The sequence below is a fragment of the Longitalea arenae genome (assembly GCF_016924755.1).
GTDB lineage: Bacteria > Bacteroidota > Bacteroidia > Chitinophagales > Chitinophagaceae > Niastella > Niastella arenae.
In genome coordinates, this window is record NZ_JAFFJX010000012.1 from 79,563 (window position 1) to 97,473 (window position 17,911).

At 46.6% G+C, this 17,911-nt stretch carries 13 protein-coding genes; 5 read left to right on the top strand and 8 right to left on the bottom strand.

The window, feature by feature from the left end; translation table 11 throughout:
* Positions 1–148: 148 nt before the first annotated feature.
* From JT717_RS20850 to JT717_RS20860, 3 genes are all read right to left on the bottom strand, one after another.
* On the bottom strand, positions 149–1,195 hold the full coding sequence (locus JT717_RS20850; protein ID WP_205512974.1) for a nucleoid-associated protein: 1,047 nt from the start codon (positions 1,193–1,195) through the stop codon (positions 149–151).
* 106 nt (positions 1,196–1,301) lie between these two features.
* Positions 1,302–2,390 (bottom strand): 1,2-phenylacetyl-CoA epoxidase subunit PaaE, encoded by a 1,089-nt coding sequence (gene paaE / locus JT717_RS20855; RefSeq protein ID WP_205512975.1) that lies wholly within the window; start codon positions 2,388–2,390, stop codon positions 1,302–1,304.
* A gap of 20 nt (positions 2,391–2,410) precedes the next feature.
* Complete coding sequence (locus JT717_RS20860; RefSeq protein WP_205512976.1) at positions 2,411–3,010, bottom strand: TetR/AcrR family transcriptional regulator; 600 nt, start codon at positions 3,008–3,010, stop codon at positions 2,411–2,413.
* Positions 3,011–3,441: 431 nt separating this feature from the next.
* Here JT717_RS20860 and JT717_RS20865 point away from each other — a divergent pair, with 431 nt between their 5' ends.
* On the top strand, positions 3,442–4,365 hold the full coding sequence (locus JT717_RS20865) for a PfkB family carbohydrate kinase (protein WP_205512977.1): 924 nt from the start codon (positions 3,442–3,444) through the stop codon (positions 4,363–4,365).
* Positions 4,366–4,430: 65 nt separating this feature from the next.
* Here JT717_RS20865 and JT717_RS20870 read toward each other — a convergent pair whose 3' ends face one another.
* Positions 4,431–6,161, bottom strand: coding sequence for a lamin tail domain-containing protein (locus tag JT717_RS20870; RefSeq protein WP_205512978.1), 1,731 nt, complete (start codon positions 6,159–6,161; stop codon positions 4,431–4,433).
* A 371-nt stretch (positions 6,162–6,532) separates the two neighbouring features.
* Between JT717_RS20870 and JT717_RS20875 the strand changes: the two genes are divergently transcribed.
* On the top strand, positions 6,533–7,543 hold the full coding sequence (locus JT717_RS20875) for an aspartate-semialdehyde dehydrogenase (protein ID WP_205512979.1): 1,011 nt from the start codon (positions 6,533–6,535) through the stop codon (positions 7,541–7,543).
* Positions 7,544–7,703: 160 nt separating this feature from the next.
* On the opposite strand, the gene JT717_RS20880 is transcribed toward JT717_RS20875, so the two are convergent.
* The 4 genes from JT717_RS20880 to ligA all read right to left on the bottom strand — a co-directional run bounded on the left by JT717_RS20880 (position 7,704) and on the right by ligA (position 11,773).
* The gene (locus JT717_RS20880; protein ID WP_205512980.1) at positions 7,704–8,372 is read right to left on the bottom strand and encodes a DUF2461 domain-containing protein; all 669 of its coding nucleotides are present in this window, start codon (positions 8,370–8,372) and stop codon (positions 7,704–7,706) included.
* Between the two features lie 205 nt (positions 8,373–8,577).
* A complete protein-coding gene (locus JT717_RS20885; protein WP_205512981.1) occupies positions 8,578–8,868 on the bottom strand; it encodes a hypothetical protein in 291 nt (96 codons plus the stop codon).
* A 173-nt stretch (positions 8,869–9,041) separates the two neighbouring features.
* Positions 9,042–9,605 (bottom strand): NUMOD4 domain-containing protein, encoded by a 564-nt coding sequence (locus JT717_RS20890; RefSeq protein ID WP_205512982.1) that lies wholly within the window; start codon positions 9,603–9,605, stop codon positions 9,042–9,044.
* 68 nt (positions 9,606–9,673) lie between these two features.
* Positions 9,674–11,773 carry an NAD-dependent DNA ligase LigA gene (ligA, locus tag JT717_RS20895; protein WP_205512983.1) on the bottom strand — a complete coding sequence of 700 codons (2,100 nt, stop codon included), beginning with the start codon at positions 11,771–11,773 and terminating at the stop codon, positions 9,674–9,676.
* Positions 11,774–12,298: 525 nt separating this feature from the next.
* Between ligA and JT717_RS20900 the strand changes: the two genes are divergently transcribed.
* The 3 genes from JT717_RS20900 to JT717_RS20910 all read left to right on the top strand — a co-directional run bounded on the left by JT717_RS20900 (position 12,299) and on the right by JT717_RS20910 (position 17,816).
* Positions 12,299–13,015 (top strand): NUDIX hydrolase, encoded by a 717-nt coding sequence (locus JT717_RS20900; protein WP_205512984.1) that lies wholly within the window; start codon positions 12,299–12,301, stop codon positions 13,013–13,015.
* Positions 13,016–13,315: 300 nt separating this feature from the next.
* Positions 13,316–16,294, top strand: a complete 2,979-nt coding sequence (locus JT717_RS20905) for a SusC/RagA family TonB-linked outer membrane protein (RefSeq protein WP_205512985.1) — start codon at positions 13,316–13,318, stop codon at positions 16,292–16,294.
* 19 nt (positions 16,295–16,313) lie between these two features.
* The gene (locus JT717_RS20910) at positions 16,314–17,816 is read left to right on the top strand and encodes a RagB/SusD family nutrient uptake outer membrane protein (RefSeq protein WP_205512986.1); all 1,503 of its coding nucleotides are present in this window, start codon (positions 16,314–16,316) and stop codon (positions 17,814–17,816) included.
* Positions 17,817–17,911: the final 95 nt, after the last annotated feature.

The following is a 17,911-nucleotide window of genomic DNA, read 5'->3' on the forward strand; positions in this document are numbered from 1 at the left end:
GTTGCGTTGTTCGTAAAACGTTTATGGTTTGATGTTTATGGTTTATGGTTACAAAAACCCGCTGATGAAGGAAAAGACTGCAGAAGATAAGTAATGAATGCGGAACCAAAATAACCACAAACAACAAACCATAAACCACAAACCGTAACTAGCTTTCTTCATCAAAGAACAGCTTATAATATTTCTTCCCGCTCATTTCATCAACCCCCTTTTCAATGAGGTCGCGGCGGCCATGGATATAGATGTGAAAGTTCTTATCGAGCTTCAAAACGGTTTTAAATGCACGCTGTTGCTGTTTAACGGCCGACACATGGATGGCGAACTCGTCCTGGATCTCAAAATTGCGCGATGATTCAAAGTTCTTTTTATAATCCATAAAGGTATCAACCACTTCCTGGTGATGGATCACCTCATTGGTGAATTCTTCTATACTGAACTGCTCTTTGGTTTTAAAGTATTCCATAGAGCGGTTGAGCATATCTATCTGATCACTTTTCGATACATCAAATTTTTCTGGATATTCATTGGTGATAAAGCTCTTGCAAAGGCTCAGGTATTTGTCGGTATGATGGAAGCTGTCGGAATAGGGCTGCACCTGCAAAAAATCGGTGACCCAGTATTGGGCATCATTTTGTTTATTGGTAGCATCCACTACACATACTTTATACCCTTCATTGGTATTGGTGTTGAAGATGAGGCAGCCTTTATCAAGTTTATTGATGTTCACGCCTTCTTCCTGGATCACTTCCCAGCTTTGGCCATGTTGAAATACTTTCAGAAACGTTTCTTTGGTTTCTGACTTGAAAAGACCCACGGCGCGGATAAAATCTCCTTCAAAAGGCACGTCCTCGAACAGCACAACGTAAAATTCACCTTCCTTCACTTTTACATGGGTCGATTTGCTGTACAGGAATTGCGCCAGTAAGGCGGATTGTTGCAGAAAGCTTTCCCTGTCTTCAAAGATCTTCCGTACAAAACTGTATACTTCATTCATTTGTACGTCGCTGATATGGGTAAAGTGGTAAACTTCATTCTCATTGAAAGGCCCCAGGAAATACTTGGTGAGCAAGGCCCTTACGATATCGTCGTTCAGGGTGAGCGGGTTGGCAGAAAGCTTTAGATCTTCGCCTCTGGACGGATTCCCAACTTTATGAACAATCACCTGTTGCAACTGTACGCTGTCAATGCCGGTCATAACCTGTTTTTGAGGCCGCGAAGATAAAAGGAAGAAAGTGAAAATGAGAGGTGGTAAAACCGGAAAGTTTTGCTAAGGAAGGACGGGATGTTAATAAGTTTTGGCGTTATTTAATATCAAAGTCGATCACCACTTTTTCCGTGCGCGGGTGGCTTTGGCAGGTAAGGATATAACCGGCATCTACCTCCTCCTGCTCCAATGCATAGTTGGTGTCCATATCAACCTTGCCTTCCATCAGTTTGGCCTTGCAGGTGCTGCATACGCCGCCTTTACAGGAAAAGGGAAGATCCGCACCCTGCTGCAGGGCTGCTTCCAGGATGGTTTCACCATCGTACGGCAGCTTGAAGTCAAAAGCAATACCATCCAGTTTCACCGTAACCTTACTTTCGGGCGTGCCTTCTTCTTCTTTTCTTAGCTCCGGCTTCTTAGTTCTTACTTCGGCTTTTTCTCCCGGTGTAGTGAACAGTTCATAATGGATCTTCTTTTTTTCTATACCATGCCCCTGCAGCCAGTTCATTGCCGTGAAGATCATTTGTTCAGGACCACAGACAAAGATCTCATCCATGCCCTGTACATTGATGAGTTTTTCACTCAGCTGGTCCAGCTTTTCGGCATCGATACGGCCTGAATAGATAGCGGCATCGGTTTGCTCGCGGCTCAACAGGAAATGAACGGCGAGCCGCCTGATGAATTTATTCTTTAATGCTTCCAGCTGTTCTTTAAATATGATACTATTGCGGTTCTGGTTGCCGTATACCAGGGTGAAAGAACTGCCGGGCTCCGTTAACAGGGTTGTCTTGATAATGGAGATCAACGGAGTAATACCGCTGCCTGCAGCAAAAGCCAAATATTTTTTATTGTGTGCGGGATCCAGTTCAGTAAAGAAAGTGCCGGTGGGCGGCATTACTTCCAGCACATCGCCTTTCTTCAGCATATTATTCGCCCATACAGAGAATTTTCCATAAGGCGCTTTTTTGATCGCTACGCGAAGTTCATTATCGGCCGGACAGCTACAGATAGAATAGGACCGGCGTACCTCTTCATTATTGATTACTGTGCGTAATGTGAGGTTTTGCCCCTGTTTAAAGCGGTAAGTCGCCTTGAGGTCATCGGGCACCTCGAATGCGATGGACACACAATCGGGCGTTTCTTTTCTGATATCAGCAATCGTCAATGGATGAAAATGCGTAGCCAAACGGGCGAATTTTTAGTGAACTATGCTTGTTTTCGGAGGCCGTCAACCAGTATCTGCACCATATTGTCTTCCAGTACTTCGCCGGCAATTTTTTTCTTACTGCGATGCCAGGATTCGATACCGCTGACAGCATGCAACATGATCAATACGGCGGTGGGTGCGTCTATTGGTTTAATTTCTCCCTTGCGGATCCCTTCTTCAATAACGGAAGCGATGCGTTGCCGGTAAGCCCTGCGCTGGCTTTGCATGTTCGATAAGTAAGGATCGGTGAGGTGTTTCCACTCGCGATCGCTTACATATACCTCTTCATAGTTATCGAGCATTTGCTTTATATGGAACCGAAGGATGGCCTGGATCTTTTCAATGGCGGTTTTATTGGGCGTGGCATCCACTTCCTCAATATGCGACATGAAGTTATTAGCCGTCTTAAAACAGATCTCCTGCAGGATCTCGGCTTTTGAACTGATATGGTTGTACAGGCTCGCTGCTTCAACACCTACATGTTCGGCCAGGTCGCGCATGGAGGTTGCGCTGAAGCCTTTCTCGCGGAACAGCTTGGCTGCTTTGGCGATGATAACGTCTTTCCGTGTACCGTTTCTGTTTCTTTTAATTTTAGCCATATAAATCGGGGGTCAAAGATAATAAAATGCTAACAAATGTTAGCGTGAATTACTTGATATAAGGTTAAAAAATAAAAATAGCCTACTAACGAATAATCGGCAATAACACTAAGTGGGCAGTAGTACGGAAACAGGTCATAATCATGGCGGCCGTATAACGGCTGCAGTAGTCAATGTAGTTTAGCGTTCTATATATTAACGCAATTTGTTAGCGATCAGGTGTAACAAGATGCCGGCAAGTTAATAAATAGTCCGTCAAAACCGGCTGGTTGTTTCAACACTTGCAGAATTTCGCGTACGTTTGCACGCCGCAGCAACCCGGTTTCAACCAATGGCAGGGCCAGCAGCGGTTTTATCTGATTCCTTCATTAATAATTAATTAGTCACCCGGTACCCCCGTTATGGAAGGGCTATGGGTTAAAAATTTACTTATGTCATTGATCGTTGTAGGCACCATGGCCTTTGATGCAATTGAAACGCCTTTTGCTAAAATAGACCGGATTGTTGGCGGATCTGCCACTTATGTTGCGTATGCAGCCAGCAATTTCATTCAGCCAATACAGCAGATCTCTATCGTGGGATTCGATTTCCCGAAAGAAGAGATGCAGGAGCTGCAAGGCAGAGGGGTTGAATTGGAGGGCGTTAAAGTGGTGCCTGATAAGAAATCCTTTTTCTGGAGCGGCCGCTATCATATGGATATGAACAGCCGCGACACATTGGTGACCGACCTGAACGTACTGCTCGATTTTGATCCGGTTGTACCTAATTCCTACCAAACTGCCGAGTTCCTGATGCTGGGCAATCTAGATCCAAAGATCCAGATGAGTGTGATTAGGCAAATGAAGACCCGTCCGCGCCTGATCGTGATGGATACCATGAACTTCTGGATGGAAAGCACCATGCCTGAGCTGGAAGCTGTATTGAAAGAAGTAGATGTGCTGATGCTGAACGACAGTGAGGCCCGTCAGCTGAGCGCCCAGTTCTCACTGGTTAAAGCCGCCAAAGAGATCTTAAAGATGGGGCCCCGGTACCTGATCATTAAGAAAGGGGAACATGGCGCCCTGTTATTCCACGGCGACCAGGTGTTCTTTGCGCCCGCCCTGCCACTCGAAGAAGTTTTCGACCCAACTGGCGCCGGAGACACTTTTGCCGGTGGATTCATCGGTCATATTGCCCGCACCAAAGATATTTCTTTCGACAACATGAAAACAGCCATCATTGTAGGTTCAGCCATGGCATCGTTCTGCGTGGAGAAGTTTGGTCCGCAACGTCTGAAAGAGATCACCCGCGCCGATATCGATACCCGTATTCAACAGTTTGTTGACCTGGTGAACTTTGATATCGAGTTGGTATAATAAAAACATATTCAGCTAAAATTATAATAAGAGACCCTGCCAGCGGCAGGGTTTTGCTTTATCTATTATTGCCTTCTCGCCAGGGTAACTACCTGTTTAAATTTTCTTGTTTTGCCCTGCCCATTAAAGAGTTCGGTTAGTACCACGTAAATGCCAACGGGTAGCTTATTCAGTTTGTCGTCCAGTCCATCCCAGCGAAAGCGGCCCGTTACCGCCAGTGTGGCGTTTTGCGCCAGGTGGCGAACGGTACGGCCATTGGCATCGAAGATGCGGATATTGGCCACATAACCAGGTTCGTTCAACTGGTAGTCAATGGCCGCAAAATCATTGAATCCATCATTGTCGGGGGAAAAAACGGCGGGTGTCACTGCCACCTGGCCGGAAGGCTGGCCGTCGCTCATGCGCTGTGAATTGGCATAACCCGGGGTGCCGAAACCGGCCGTAGAAGCGGCCGACGACCAATTCGATCTTTCCTGGGTGGGCTGGTTGTAATTAATGCGTTCAAGCGCAATGCCTTCTTTATTGCCAATGAGCCCGAAATGCCAGCTATGGTCATAGTGTAGCTCATCAACAACAGTTCCCTGTACATTCAGTAATACAACGCTGCCCTTATCATCGGGCAGGGATGGAAGGGCCGGCAATTCCATGATCAGGGCCGGATCCTTAATGAGGTAGCGTTGCTGTAACCAACGCCTGTTCTCAGTAAGAACGAGGTGATCGCCGGGAAAAAATAAACGGGGAACAGCGCTTGCCGGTATAGCGCCGCTTAACTGCCCGGTGGCATTGCGGGTAGCGAGGTAGAGCTGTTTCAGATCAATTACCCGCTTACTGCGATTGTAGATTTCGAGGTAATCAAAACCGTCGGGTTCGGGGTTGAACAGCACTTCATTAATAATGATGTCCTGGCTGCCGGCCGCCACCGGCAATCCGGTTTTTACGCTATTCAATTGATGAATGGTGTTGCCTGCGCAGTCTTTGACCTGCTGAACGCTTAATTCATATAAAGTAGCATGCTGCAGGGCGGCGCCCAGTTTTAATACAACTTCTGTGCATAAGGGCATGAGAACGGCAGCGGCAACCGGATGTGCTATTCCGTTATTTATAGTATAGTTGTAGGGGGAAGCAGCGGAAGCGCTATCGAGCGGTTCGTCAAAGAGCAGTGAGACGGTGAGGCTGTCTGGAGTAAAGCTTCTTAATAAAGCCGGCGGCTGCACATCGGCATTATTGTCGTTTACGGCGTTTGGTGCTGCAGGTGAACCACCCTGTACGTTCGTGCTGGCTTTCCAGTTGTTCATGCCGGTGCAGGGGTTTTTGGTATCTACCATTTCGAGGCTCCAGCCGCCATCGCTTTTGACGGCGTTCTGATACCAGCTATTATCATAACCAACCGCATGAATGAGGCTGCCGTCGGGGCCATACAGGGAGATGATATCGGCATCATTGTTCAGGGAAGGGAAATTGCTTACGCCGATGGCCGGTCCATATGCGGCAAAAGCGGCAACCGCGCTGGCCGCACAAATAACAACAAAACTATCGGGTTGCAGAACGAAGGAGCTTGTTATCGTAGCCGTAGTGCTGCCGTCGCTCAGCTTCCAGTTGCGCATATTAAAAGCCGTTGCAGAAACATTTTTCAGTTCAATGAATTCAGCATTAGGTAATTGAACGGGCGGAGCGGGATCGGGCAGCAGTTCGTCAATGACCACATCGAAGCGTTTTGGCAACTGGGCCATGGAGCCGGCCATACAACAAAGTAAGCAGGCGGCCGGAAATAGCAGCCGGAATACAGGTAGCATCATGGTTCTAGATAGATTTAATACTACCTAAGCAGAGCCATGATCGAATGCGGGCAAATATATTGGATATTAACATGATAACAGGGGGGCCGCGCGGCGAACATTCATTTGTTGATGATGATTAAGTGCCGGAAAGCAAAAATTAATTTGGGGATAAAGCGTTTGGTGACTAATTTTGGCCACGAAATGCAAAGAATAAAGAAATATACAAAGGTTACCAAGACAAGCTCCATACACGGGGAAGGTTGAGGACTACTTTGTACATCAACATATTCAGGAGCCTTCCCACAGAACGGGAAGGCTTTTTTTATTTAAACATACGCTGCCTGTAAAGGGGAGTGTTCAACCAAAAAACAAAACAAAAGGAGCAAAACATGAAAGTCGCGGTTGTAGGCGCCACCGGTTTAGTGGGCACCAAAATGTTACAGGTTTTAGCAGAACGGAATTTCCCGGTTACAGAACTTCTTCCGGTAGCCTCTGAAAGGTCAGTTGGAAAAGAAGTAAGCTTTAAAGGAAAGAAATTCAAAGTGGTGAGCATGACAGATGCTATTGCCGCAAAACCTGCCGTGGCTTTATTTTCAGCCGGTGGCAGCACTTCGCTGGAATGGGCGCCGAAATTTGCTGAAGCCGGTATTACCGTTATTGATAACTCTTCAGCCTGGCGTATGGACCCTACCAAAAAACTGGTAGTTCCTGAAGTGAATGCACATGTGCTGGGCAAAGATGACAAGATCATTGCCAACCCGAATTGCTCCACGATCCAAATGGTTGTGGCCTTACAACCTTTGCATAAGAAATATAACATCAGCCGTATTGTGGTTTCAACCTATCAAAGTGTTACCGGTACTGGTAAAAAAGCGGTTGACCAGTTGATGGGCGAACGTAGTAAAGCGCTTCAGCAAGCTAATGGCGAATATCCCATGGCGTATAAATATCCTATTGACCTCAATGTAATTCCACAGATCGACGTGTTCCTCGATAATGGCTATACGAAAGAGGAGATGAAAATGGTGAATGAGACCAAAAAGATCATGGGGGATGATTCCATCAGGGTAACTTCTACGACTGTGCGTATTCCGGTAATGGGCGGGCATAGTGAGAGCGTGAATGTTGAGTTCACCAAAGATTATGAGCTGAATGAAGTTAAACAATTGCTGGCTTCGGCGCCTGGCGTTGTTGTGGTAGATGATCCGGCCAACCAGCAATACCCTATGCCGATGGATGCGCATGAAAAAGATGAAGTATTTGTAGGAAGATTGCGCCGTGACGAAACACAGCCCAATACCCTTAACATGTGGATCGTTAGCGACAACCTGCGTAAAGGTGCGGCTACCAATGCCGTTCAGATCGCTGAGTACCTGATGAGCAAAGGCTTGTTGAACTAGTCGGTAAAGTATATTGGATCAAATAAGTGAGGTAAGTTAGTAAGTAAGTGTATTCAATATATGGTCCGGAAGATCGTTAGCATAAACGCAACTTTCTTTCGGACCTTTTTGTTGACTGCTTTAACTCTTTTGACTGATTTGACTTTTTTGACTGCTTTGCCTAATCTTCCATCGTGCGGTTAATGAACCGGATCATGGGCAGCAGGGTCTCAAAAGCGGTGAGGGTCTTTTTAACGAGGTCTTTGGCGGTGAGCTCTGTATCTTTCAGCGATTGCATGGCGATCCAGCTTTTCAGCTTCAAATACTCGGCAGCCGGATTGTCTTTATCGAAGCCCTGGGGCACCCGGCTTAAGCCGATACCGTCTTCTTTGTACAGGTCGCCATAAACGGTTACGAACTTCTTCGACTGAACGATCTTTTTAAACTCGTTGTAGCAATAATCGATCTCCTGTCTTACCTTTTTCATTTCTGCAGGCATGGGCATCCATATGCCGCCTCCTACAAAGCTCTGGCCGGGTTCCAGGTGAAAGTAATAACCGGCAAAGATCGACTTGCGGCCGCCGCGGTTTATGCTGGCGCCCATATTTGTCTTGTAAGGTGATTTGTCTTTCGAGAAGCGCACATCGCGGTTAATGCGGAATAAACATTTTTTGGCTTCCTGTTCGCGAATGGTCTCGTCTTTTTTGGCATGCCGGTCAATAACAGCCTGAATAAAGGTTTCAAAATCTTTTTTCGCATCCTCGTATTGTTTACGGTGCGCATCGAACCAGGGCTTGTTATTGTTCTTTGATAGGTCTTTAAGGAATTTGAGTGTGGATGGTTGCAGCATAGCCAAAGATAGTGCAAGGAGGCAAAAAGGCAAAGAGCAAGAAGGCAAGGAGGCAAAGAGGCTAGGAGGCAAGAAGGCAACAAGGCAAGGAGGCAAGGAGGCAAAGAGCAAGAAGGTAAGAAGGCAAGGAGGCAAAGAGGCAAGAGGCGGCGCAAGTTTGGTTATTGATCTCAAATCCTGATAAGCCATTGACCATTGACGATGTCTATTGTTCATTGACCATTGCCCATTGCCTATTGCCCATTGACCATTGCCCATTGCCCATTGCCGATTGTCCATTGCCCATTGTCCATTGCCCATCGCCCATTGCCGATTGTCCATTGCCCATTGTCCATTGCCCATCGCCCATTGCCGATTGTCCATTGCCCATTGTCCATTGTCCATTGTCCATTGTCCATTGACCATTGACGATTGTCCATTGACCATTCACCATTGCCCATCGCCCATTGCCAATTGTCCATTTACTATTGACCATTGTCCATTGCCCATTGCCCATTGACGATGTCTATTGTCCATTGACCATTGCCCATTGTCCATTGCCCATTGTCCATTGCCCATTGACTATTGACCGTTCACCATCCACCAGTGATCCCCCAAAAAAACAAGTGGTGTGAGTCGCTAGCCTTATGCGATCACACCACTTATTATGTCTGCATCAATTACCGGGCACTATTTGATCCTGCCCCAGTTTTCACCACTCTTAATGCGGTACATGGTCATCTCAGAGACGCCAAATTTTTCCGCTAATTTTTTAATGGTGATCTTCCGGTTCTTGTCGTTGAGGATCTTCTTAATGCCCTTGACCTGACTCGCATTCAGCTTCAGACCTTCGGTTCTGTTTGCCTGTACTTTTTTGTACGCAATTTTCGCCGGGCTGTGTTGCTGATGTTCAATCATTTCTTCAAGTGTAGCCCATTTCAGGTTCTTCACTGCGTTGTCAAGTTTATTGTGATTGATGTGAATCACGTACTTGTTCTTGAGTGAAGGTTTTTTAAGAAACAAACGGGCAATCTCACGGTGAATGTACAAAGTACCGTTGTTGCCTGGACGATGGAGATTCAAAGTTCTGTAACCGGTAGTCAGGGAGCCTTGAAGCAATTTACCGTCTTCAACAACGTCTTCTGTGTAGCTGGCTATGCGTCCCATGGAGGATAACGCATACTTTTTTCGGAGGTGCTTCCAGCCTGGAAACTGCAGGGGTTTCCACACCTCATTGGGGAGTTTTTTTATCATCGCCTTTTCCTTTTGGCTAAAGTTACAAAAAAACAAATGTGAAATTCAAACAATTGATAAGAATCATATCAATGATGTATAAGGGACAGGAATTCGGCTTCGGTTATGATCTTGATGGAGGTTATCTTTTTGGCCTTTTCGAGCTTGCTCCCTGCCTCTTCTCCCGCTACCAGATAGTTTAAGTTGGCGCTAACGCTGCTCAACAGCTTGCCTCCGTTAGCTTCTACCATTGCCTCGGCATCACTGCGTTTGAGCGTAGGCAAGGTGCCCGTAAATAAAAACGTTTGACCGCTCAGGTTGCCTCCGGTGCTCAGGTCTCTTTTGTCGTTTTTCAGCTTCAGACCTAACGCTTCGAGCTTTTGAAGGGTTTCTATATTGTCCCAATTATGGAAAAACTGATGCACACTTCCGGCCACTTTGGGCCCTATATCTTCCAGCTTTAACAGGTCTTCGAGTGAGTAGTCTTTTAATTCCAACAAATGCTTAACAGCATGGGCAAGCGTTTTCGCAGTTGTTTCTCCTACATACCGGATGCCCAGGGCAAAGATCAGGCGATGGATGGGTTGTGCTTTCGAGTTTTCAATGGCCGTTTGCAGGTTGGTGATGCTTTTCTTACCAAACCCTTCCAATGTTCCTATTTTATCGAAGGGCAGCTGATAAATACCAGGTACATCTTTCAGAAAACCTAACGTATAGAACTTACGAATGTTGGCTTCCCCGAGGCCCCTGATGTCCATGGCATCCTTGCTGGTGAAGTGAATGATGCGCTCTACCACCTGCGCTTCGCAGTTGATATTGCTGCAACGCCAAACAGCTTCTTCCTCTGGCTTTTCAAGCTTGTCGCCACATACCGGGCAATGGGTAGGAAATTCTATTTTCTTTTCGCCGCCATTGCGTAATTCTGGTAAGGATTTCACAATGTAGGGTATAACATCCCCTGCCCGCTCAACCAATACCGTATCGCCGATCATAAGGTCTTTGTCCCTGATCACTTCTTCATTAAATAATGAAATAGAACCCACTGTAACACCGCCGATAGGCACCGGATCAATTTTCGCTACCGGGGTAACCGAACCGGTACGCCCAACCTGGAACTCAACCGCTTTCAGCTTGCTGGTAGCCTGGCGGGCCTTGAACTTGTAAGCAATTGCCCAGCGGGGATGGTGTGTGGTCATACCCAGTTGCTCCTGCTGGTGGATGTCATTCACCTTGATCACCATACCATCGATCTCGTAAGGCAGATCGTCGCGCTGGCTTTCAAATTCATGGCAATATTCAATAACCGCTTGAATACCTTTCAATACCTTTTTTTCTTTGACCGGACTGCGAAAGCCCAGCTCCCATAACATATTCAAACAACCGCTGTGGCTCTCCAGCGAATTGTCAAGGATCTCATTGGGTAATTGGGTATAATGGCTCACCTGGTATAAGAAAGCTTCCAGGTTTCGTTTACTCACTTCCTTGGGGTCTTTGATGCGCAGGGTGCCGGCAGCGGCATTGCGCGGATTGGCCAGTGGCGGCAGATTTTGTTCGGCCAGCTGATCGTTATATTTCTTGAAGTTCTGCTTGCTCATTAACACTTCTCCCCTGATCTCGATCTGCTCGAGCCCATATTTGGAAATGTTAGCCCTTAAGGGAATCGATCTGATCTGCCGGATATTGGTCGTTATATCGTCGCCCTGCACGCCGTTGCCGCGGGTGGCGCCACGCACCAGCATATCCTTTTCGTATATGAGGGAAATACTGGCTCCATCAAACTTGGGCTCCACACAATATTCCAGCTCGTTGGTCCTGGTTAGTTCCCGGGCCCGCCGGTCGAAGTCGATGAGGTCATCGGCATTGTAGGAGTTATCGAGCGATAACATGGGCACGAGGTGCGATACGGTTGGAAATTCCTTAGTAAGCTCTTTGGCCACCCGCTGGGTGGGTGAGTCGGATGTACGCAGGGCAGGGTTCGCCTGCTCCAGTTTATCAAGCGCTTTATATAATTGATCGTACTCATAATCGGCAATCAACGGATCATTCATGATGTAATACCGGTGTTCATGAAAGCGAAGCACCTCGCGCAGGGTGTCGATATCCTTCTCGGTTATATGACCCTGCGCGTTCTTCTCCATTAAACCGGTAGTAAGCTTTTGGATAGCTTTTGTTTGGTCGGGCGAATACATAAATTATTATTCAGTTTTAGGCGAAGTTAACTCAATGACCTGTTTCATGTACAGGCCTGACTGGCACAGTTAGGGAAATGCGATATTGACGAATATCAATTACTGAGAATTTGAAAACCGGCTGCTACAGCCGTTTTATGCAATAAAAATGCTATGTCAGGAATCCCTAAACGGCCATGAAACTTGTTAATATGCAATGAGTTGCATATGTGTTACCGCTTAAGGAACAGGTATGGTATTTAAAACATGTCCATCGTCAAAAAGTGGCGGAAAAAATTTGGAAGCGTTCGGGAGTGAAACAATCAGTATATCTTTACCTGTAAGTTAATATGATAACCGGTTTTACCGGCCCATTAGGATCGAAGAATGAAGCGCTGTATTACGATTGCGTGTCAATGGAGCTCCTTCCGGTTACATCATTTGCTTCGGAATTTTGTGTTTACTTAACCTGCCTGCTATTTTTCAGGATAGGTTGGCCTGATATAAATTCAAGTATTTATTAACCCTGACAATCTGCTCATAGCCATGGGAACAGCATTACAACGGACCATTCAGCAATTACGCTCTGAAGACAGCGAGTTTTTTCAGATAGCGATCTCTGTTGATTGTGTGATCTTTGGATTCGATAAGAACGAACTGAAAGTATTACTGATCAAATCTGATCTCGAAGAATTTAAAGACCAGTGGTCTTTACTCGGCGACCTCGTCAGGCCCGATGAAAACCTCGACAGCGCCTCTTACCGCGTATTGAAACATCGTACCGGTCTCGATGATGTATACCTCGAACAGGTGTATACTTTTGGCGAAGTGACCAGGCACCCGGCCGGCCGGGTGATCAGCACCGCCTATTATTCATTGATAAATATCAAAGACCACCAGCCTGTGTTATCAGACAATGAACTGCACTGGCATCCGGTGAATGAGATCACCACCCTGGCTTTTGATCACAAGATCATCCTCGATACCTGCTTGCAACGCCTGCAATCAAAGATTGAAGAACATCCCATCGTATTCAACCTCCTGCCTGAAAAGTTCTCCCTCCGCGAGTTACAGAACCTGTATGAGGCCATCCTGGGCGTAAAAATGGACCGCCGCAACTTCAGGAAAAAATTCTTCCTCATGAACTGGCTGGAGGATATGAATGAGCTGGAACAGGACGTTCCGCACCGGCCAGGCAAGTTATACCGGTTTAATACTTCCCGCTTCCCCAACGGCAAGATGAAGACCCCAATGCCGGTATAATTAAGATTTATCATTTAAAAACACCCTCTAAGCAGCATTTTAATGTTTCACCTGTCTATCTAATCAGAAGGATACACTAATCACTACATACCAGTCAATCCGGTGCATGGTTACAAGCTTCTATACCGTGGCGTCGGAGCTATAATCCCTTGAGTCAGGCACTAATTGCGTAGCATTAAGTTTTTGGAGAACAATGGCTAATTGGCTTTAATTTTTTTTGGAAGTCTTGAAAATTAAGTATAATTGTGTATAGGTTACACAGTGGTATCATTTGTTTCTTAACCAATAACTACTTCTATTATGCCCTCAAAACGATTGCTAAAGGCAATACTGCCTTTATTGACTGTCATGTATTCTCTCACCGTTTACGCACAAACCAAACAAGTTACGGGAAACATCAAAGACAGCAAGGGCGCCGGCATTGTTGGTGCTTCTGTTGTCATTAAAGGTTCCCAAGGAGGAACTACTACAGGTACTGAAGGATTTTTCCGGCTCACGGTGCCGGAAGCAACGAGAACGCTCACCGTGAGCGCCGTTGGCTATGCTACCCAGGATGTTGACATTTCAGCCACAAACACCGTGAATCTTACATTGGCTGAAAGTACCGCCGATCTTGGCGAAATTATCGTCGTTGGCTATGGAACGGCCAGAAGAAGGGATGTTACCGGTTCCGTTCAGTCTGTAAAGGCAAAGGACTTTAACAGAGGTGTGATCGTATCCCCCGACCAGGCCATCCAGGGTAAGGCTGCCGGCGTGATGGTGATCAGTAACAGCGGACAGCCAGGGGCTCCCACCACCGTTCGCATTCGGGGTAACGCCTCAATCCGCTCAGGGCAACAGCCACTATATGTATTAGATGGGGTGCCGCTTTCAGGCAGCTCCGCCCGCCCAAATGCCATCAGTAATGGTATCGGAACCTCCACACCCGGTACCAACCCGTTGAACTTCATTAATGCAAATGATATTGCTTCCATGGAGATCCTGAAGGATGCTTCGGCCACAGCCATTTATGGTTCCAGAGGCGCCAATGGAGTGATATACATCGTTACTAAAAAAGGACAAACCGGCAATCCTGTAGTGGAAGCAGGCGCTTCTTTCGGGGTAAGCCGGATGATGCGGCAATTAGAGGTGCTGGATGGTAACGAGTACAGGGACGCGCTCCAAAAGTATAATCTGACCGGCGGAAATTTCGGAGGTAATTATGATGCCATGGATGAAATTACCCGCACCGGCTACACGCAGAATTACAATGCGGCCATAGGCGGTGGTTCAGAAAATGCCAAATACCGCGTTTCTTTCAGTTACCTCGACCAACAGGGCGTTGTGAAAGAATCGAATTTTAAGAAATACACCGCCAACCTGAACAGTAGCTTCAAACTGCTGAACAACCGGAAACTGAATGTTGACTTCAGTTTGTTTACAACGGGTACAAATGAACAGTTGGCTCCCATCTCAAATGACGCCGGTTTTACCGGAAGTTTGATCGGTCAGGCATTACAGTGGAATCCAACGCATGCGTTTTATAAACCCGGTACTGACTCTGTGTGGATTGACCCCGCTGTTGGTGAAACAACCGTTAACCCGGTGGCCATGCTGGAAGCATACGATGCAAGAACCAACGAGAATATAACTTTGGCAACCATCGTGCCCTCCTATAAGTTCACTGATTGGCTGGAGTACAGGCTTCAATACAGCATCACCCGGCGTACCGGCAGATCCAGAGGCGAATTGAAAAGATGGATCAATATCGAGGGAATTAAAGACAAGGGTGTAGCAGGTATTTTTAACGCCGAAGAAACTGCGCAACAGGTGACCAATTACCTGCAGTTTACCAGGGAGATCGGGAACAATATCAACCTGAATGCAACAGTCGGCCATGAATACCTGAAATACGTATCCACAAATTCCGGTGAATCAGCAACCGATTTTACCGATGCCGGTGGTTTACGTTATTATGATATGATGCAGTATTCAACGCAGGGTAACAGGCAGATCTACTCTTTCCTGACACCTACCACTGAACTGCAATCTTTTTTTGGCAGAGCCATCTTCAATTTCAATGACCGGTACCTGTTAACAGCTACCCTACGTGCCGATGGTAGTACCAAATTTGGTGAGAACAAAAAATATGGTTACTTCCCTTCACTGGCATTCGCATGGAACCTTTCCAATGAAAATTTCATGAAAGGAGTGGATGTTGTAAAGAACCTGAAATTGCGCATTGGCTGGGGTAGAACCGGCAACCAGGAATTCCCCTCAGGCGCTTCTTTACGCAGGTATGCACTTGGCCAGCAATCGATATCCCAGCTGAACATCGAAAATCCTGATCTGAAATGGGAAACTGCTACCACTACCAATGGTGGTATCGATTTCAGTGTACTGGGCGACCGGATCACTGGTTCACTCGACTATTTCTATAAGAAAACAACCGATGTATTGTTTGAACAGATCGTGCCTCAACCGGGTCCTGCAGGTACCAAGTTCTGGGTGAATTTACCAGGTAATATCGTGAACAAGGGCGTTGAGTTATCACTGTACGGCGGCATTATCAGGAACAGGGATATCAACTGGAACATCGGCGTGAATGCATCCTTCCTGCGCAATAAAGTACGGGGCATATTGGGTTATTACGAAACAGGCGCTTTGCATGGTCAGGGTATTTCAGGCGCTACATCCCAACGCCTCGTAAGCGATCAGCCGCTGAATGTGTTCTACCTGGCTAATTATGAAGGATTAGACAAAGCAACAGGTCAGGCTATCTATACAGGTGGCGACCCCTCGATCAACAGGTTCTACCAGGGCAGCCCCAATCCCAAAACGTTACTGGGTATCAGCACCGATTTTTCTTACAAGAACTTTTCGGCTGTTGTTAATATGAACGGAAACTTCGGGCACTATATATATAATAATACCGCTAACACCGTATTGCCGATCGGTAACCTCGGAACACGTAACATAGCGAAAAATCTCATTGGCGGTGACGTACAGGAAGATCCTTCCAACCCCATTACACCATCTACCAGGTATCTCGAGAAAGGAAATTACCTGAAGATGGCCAATGCGACCATTAGTTATTCGTTCGACAATCTGGGCAAGACCTTTAGAAGCTTAACGGTATCCTTAACCGGCCAGAACCTGTTTGTAATAACCGACTTTACCGGTTTTGACCCCGAAGTGAATACCGATAAAGCGGTGGGAGGTATCCCATCCCTGGGTATTGAATATACGCCTTACCCAACGGCAAGAACCTTCCTGTTAGGGGTAGCAATGTCATTATAAGAATATAAATACAGCCTATATGAAACAATATAAAGTAATAATATATAGTTGTCTTTTCATGCTGGTTTTGGGCGCCTGTACAAAACTGGAAGAAAAATTTGAATCGGAACTGGAACAAACATCTGCTATTCCGGTCAATGACCTGCTAAGAAGTGCATACAATTCACTGCAGAGCCCGTTCATGGATCAATCGAGATTATGGGCAGCCCAGGAGCACACCACCGACGAGGTGATTGGACCCACCAGGGGGCCCGACTGGGATGATAACGGTGTATGGCGGGTATTGCACAGCCATGCCTGGACCGCCGAACATACTTTCTTAAGAGAAACTTTCAGGGAACTGTTGCAGGCAGAATATGCAGCTACAAACGTGTTGCAATTCAATCCTTCTGCGCAGCAGGCTGCAGAAGCAAGATTTATCAGGGCGCTTACCATGTTCGTAGTTGCCGATGGATGGAACCAGGTGCCTTTCCGCGATGACCTGCAGGATCTGAAAAAAACGCCGAGGGTGATGACAGGAACCGAAGCAGTGGATTTTGTAATCAGCGAGCTCAATGCCATTATGAGTGCACTGCCCGACGGACCAGCAAACGTTGCCAATAAAGATGGCGCCCGGGTATTACTGATGAAATGTTATCTTAACAAAGGCACATTTGCCAACCGGCAGAACCCTACATATCCTGCCGCCGATATGAACCAGGTAATTACGCTCGCCGATCAGATCATAGCCAGTAATAAATATACCCTGGCAGATAACGTATTCGATAATTTCGCGCCTGATAATGATGCCCGCTCAACAGAGAACATCTTTACATTGTACAATAAAGATGGCGACAGAGGTGGTAACGTACGCTCAAGATGGTTCCTGGGATTACACTACAATCAAAAGCCAAGTGGCTGGAACGGGTTTACCACATTGTCAGATTTTTACAACAAGTTCGGCGCTACCGATCAACGCCGCGGTGGTTCCTATCCGGGCATGACCGATGTAGGTGGCGTTCGCACCGGCTTCCTCGTAGGGCAGCAATTCAATGAAAAAGGAGAAGCCTTAAAAGACAGGAAAGGAAATCCCCTTGCCTTTACGCCTGAAGTTAAACTGAAGGAAACGGGCCCCAACCTGGAAATAACCGGGATCCGGGTAATGAAATATCCGATCGACTATACCGGTGGCGACCAGGCCGATAATGATTATGTAATATTCCGTTATGCCGATGTGCTGTTAATGAGAGCCGAAGCCTTGCTGCGAACAGGCAGTGCCGGCCCTGCATTGACAATCGTAAATACGATCCGGGCAAAACGCGGCGCTACACCCCTGCTTTCATTAGACCTGCAGACATTGCTCGATGAAAGAGGACGGGAATTATATTGGGAAGGATGGAGAAGGCAGGATCTGATCAGGTTTGGCAAATTCCTGGAACCCTGGCAGGAAAAACCTACAGACGATCCCAAATACCTCATATTCCCGATTCCGGCTGAACAGCTTGCTGTTAATCCAAATCTCACACAAAACGAAGGCTATTAACAGATCTTATAAATTAATTTCAATGCAAAAAGGTCATTCGATGTAATGACCTTTTTGTTTTTACTTAAATTGTATATGGGTGTTAACAACCCCTT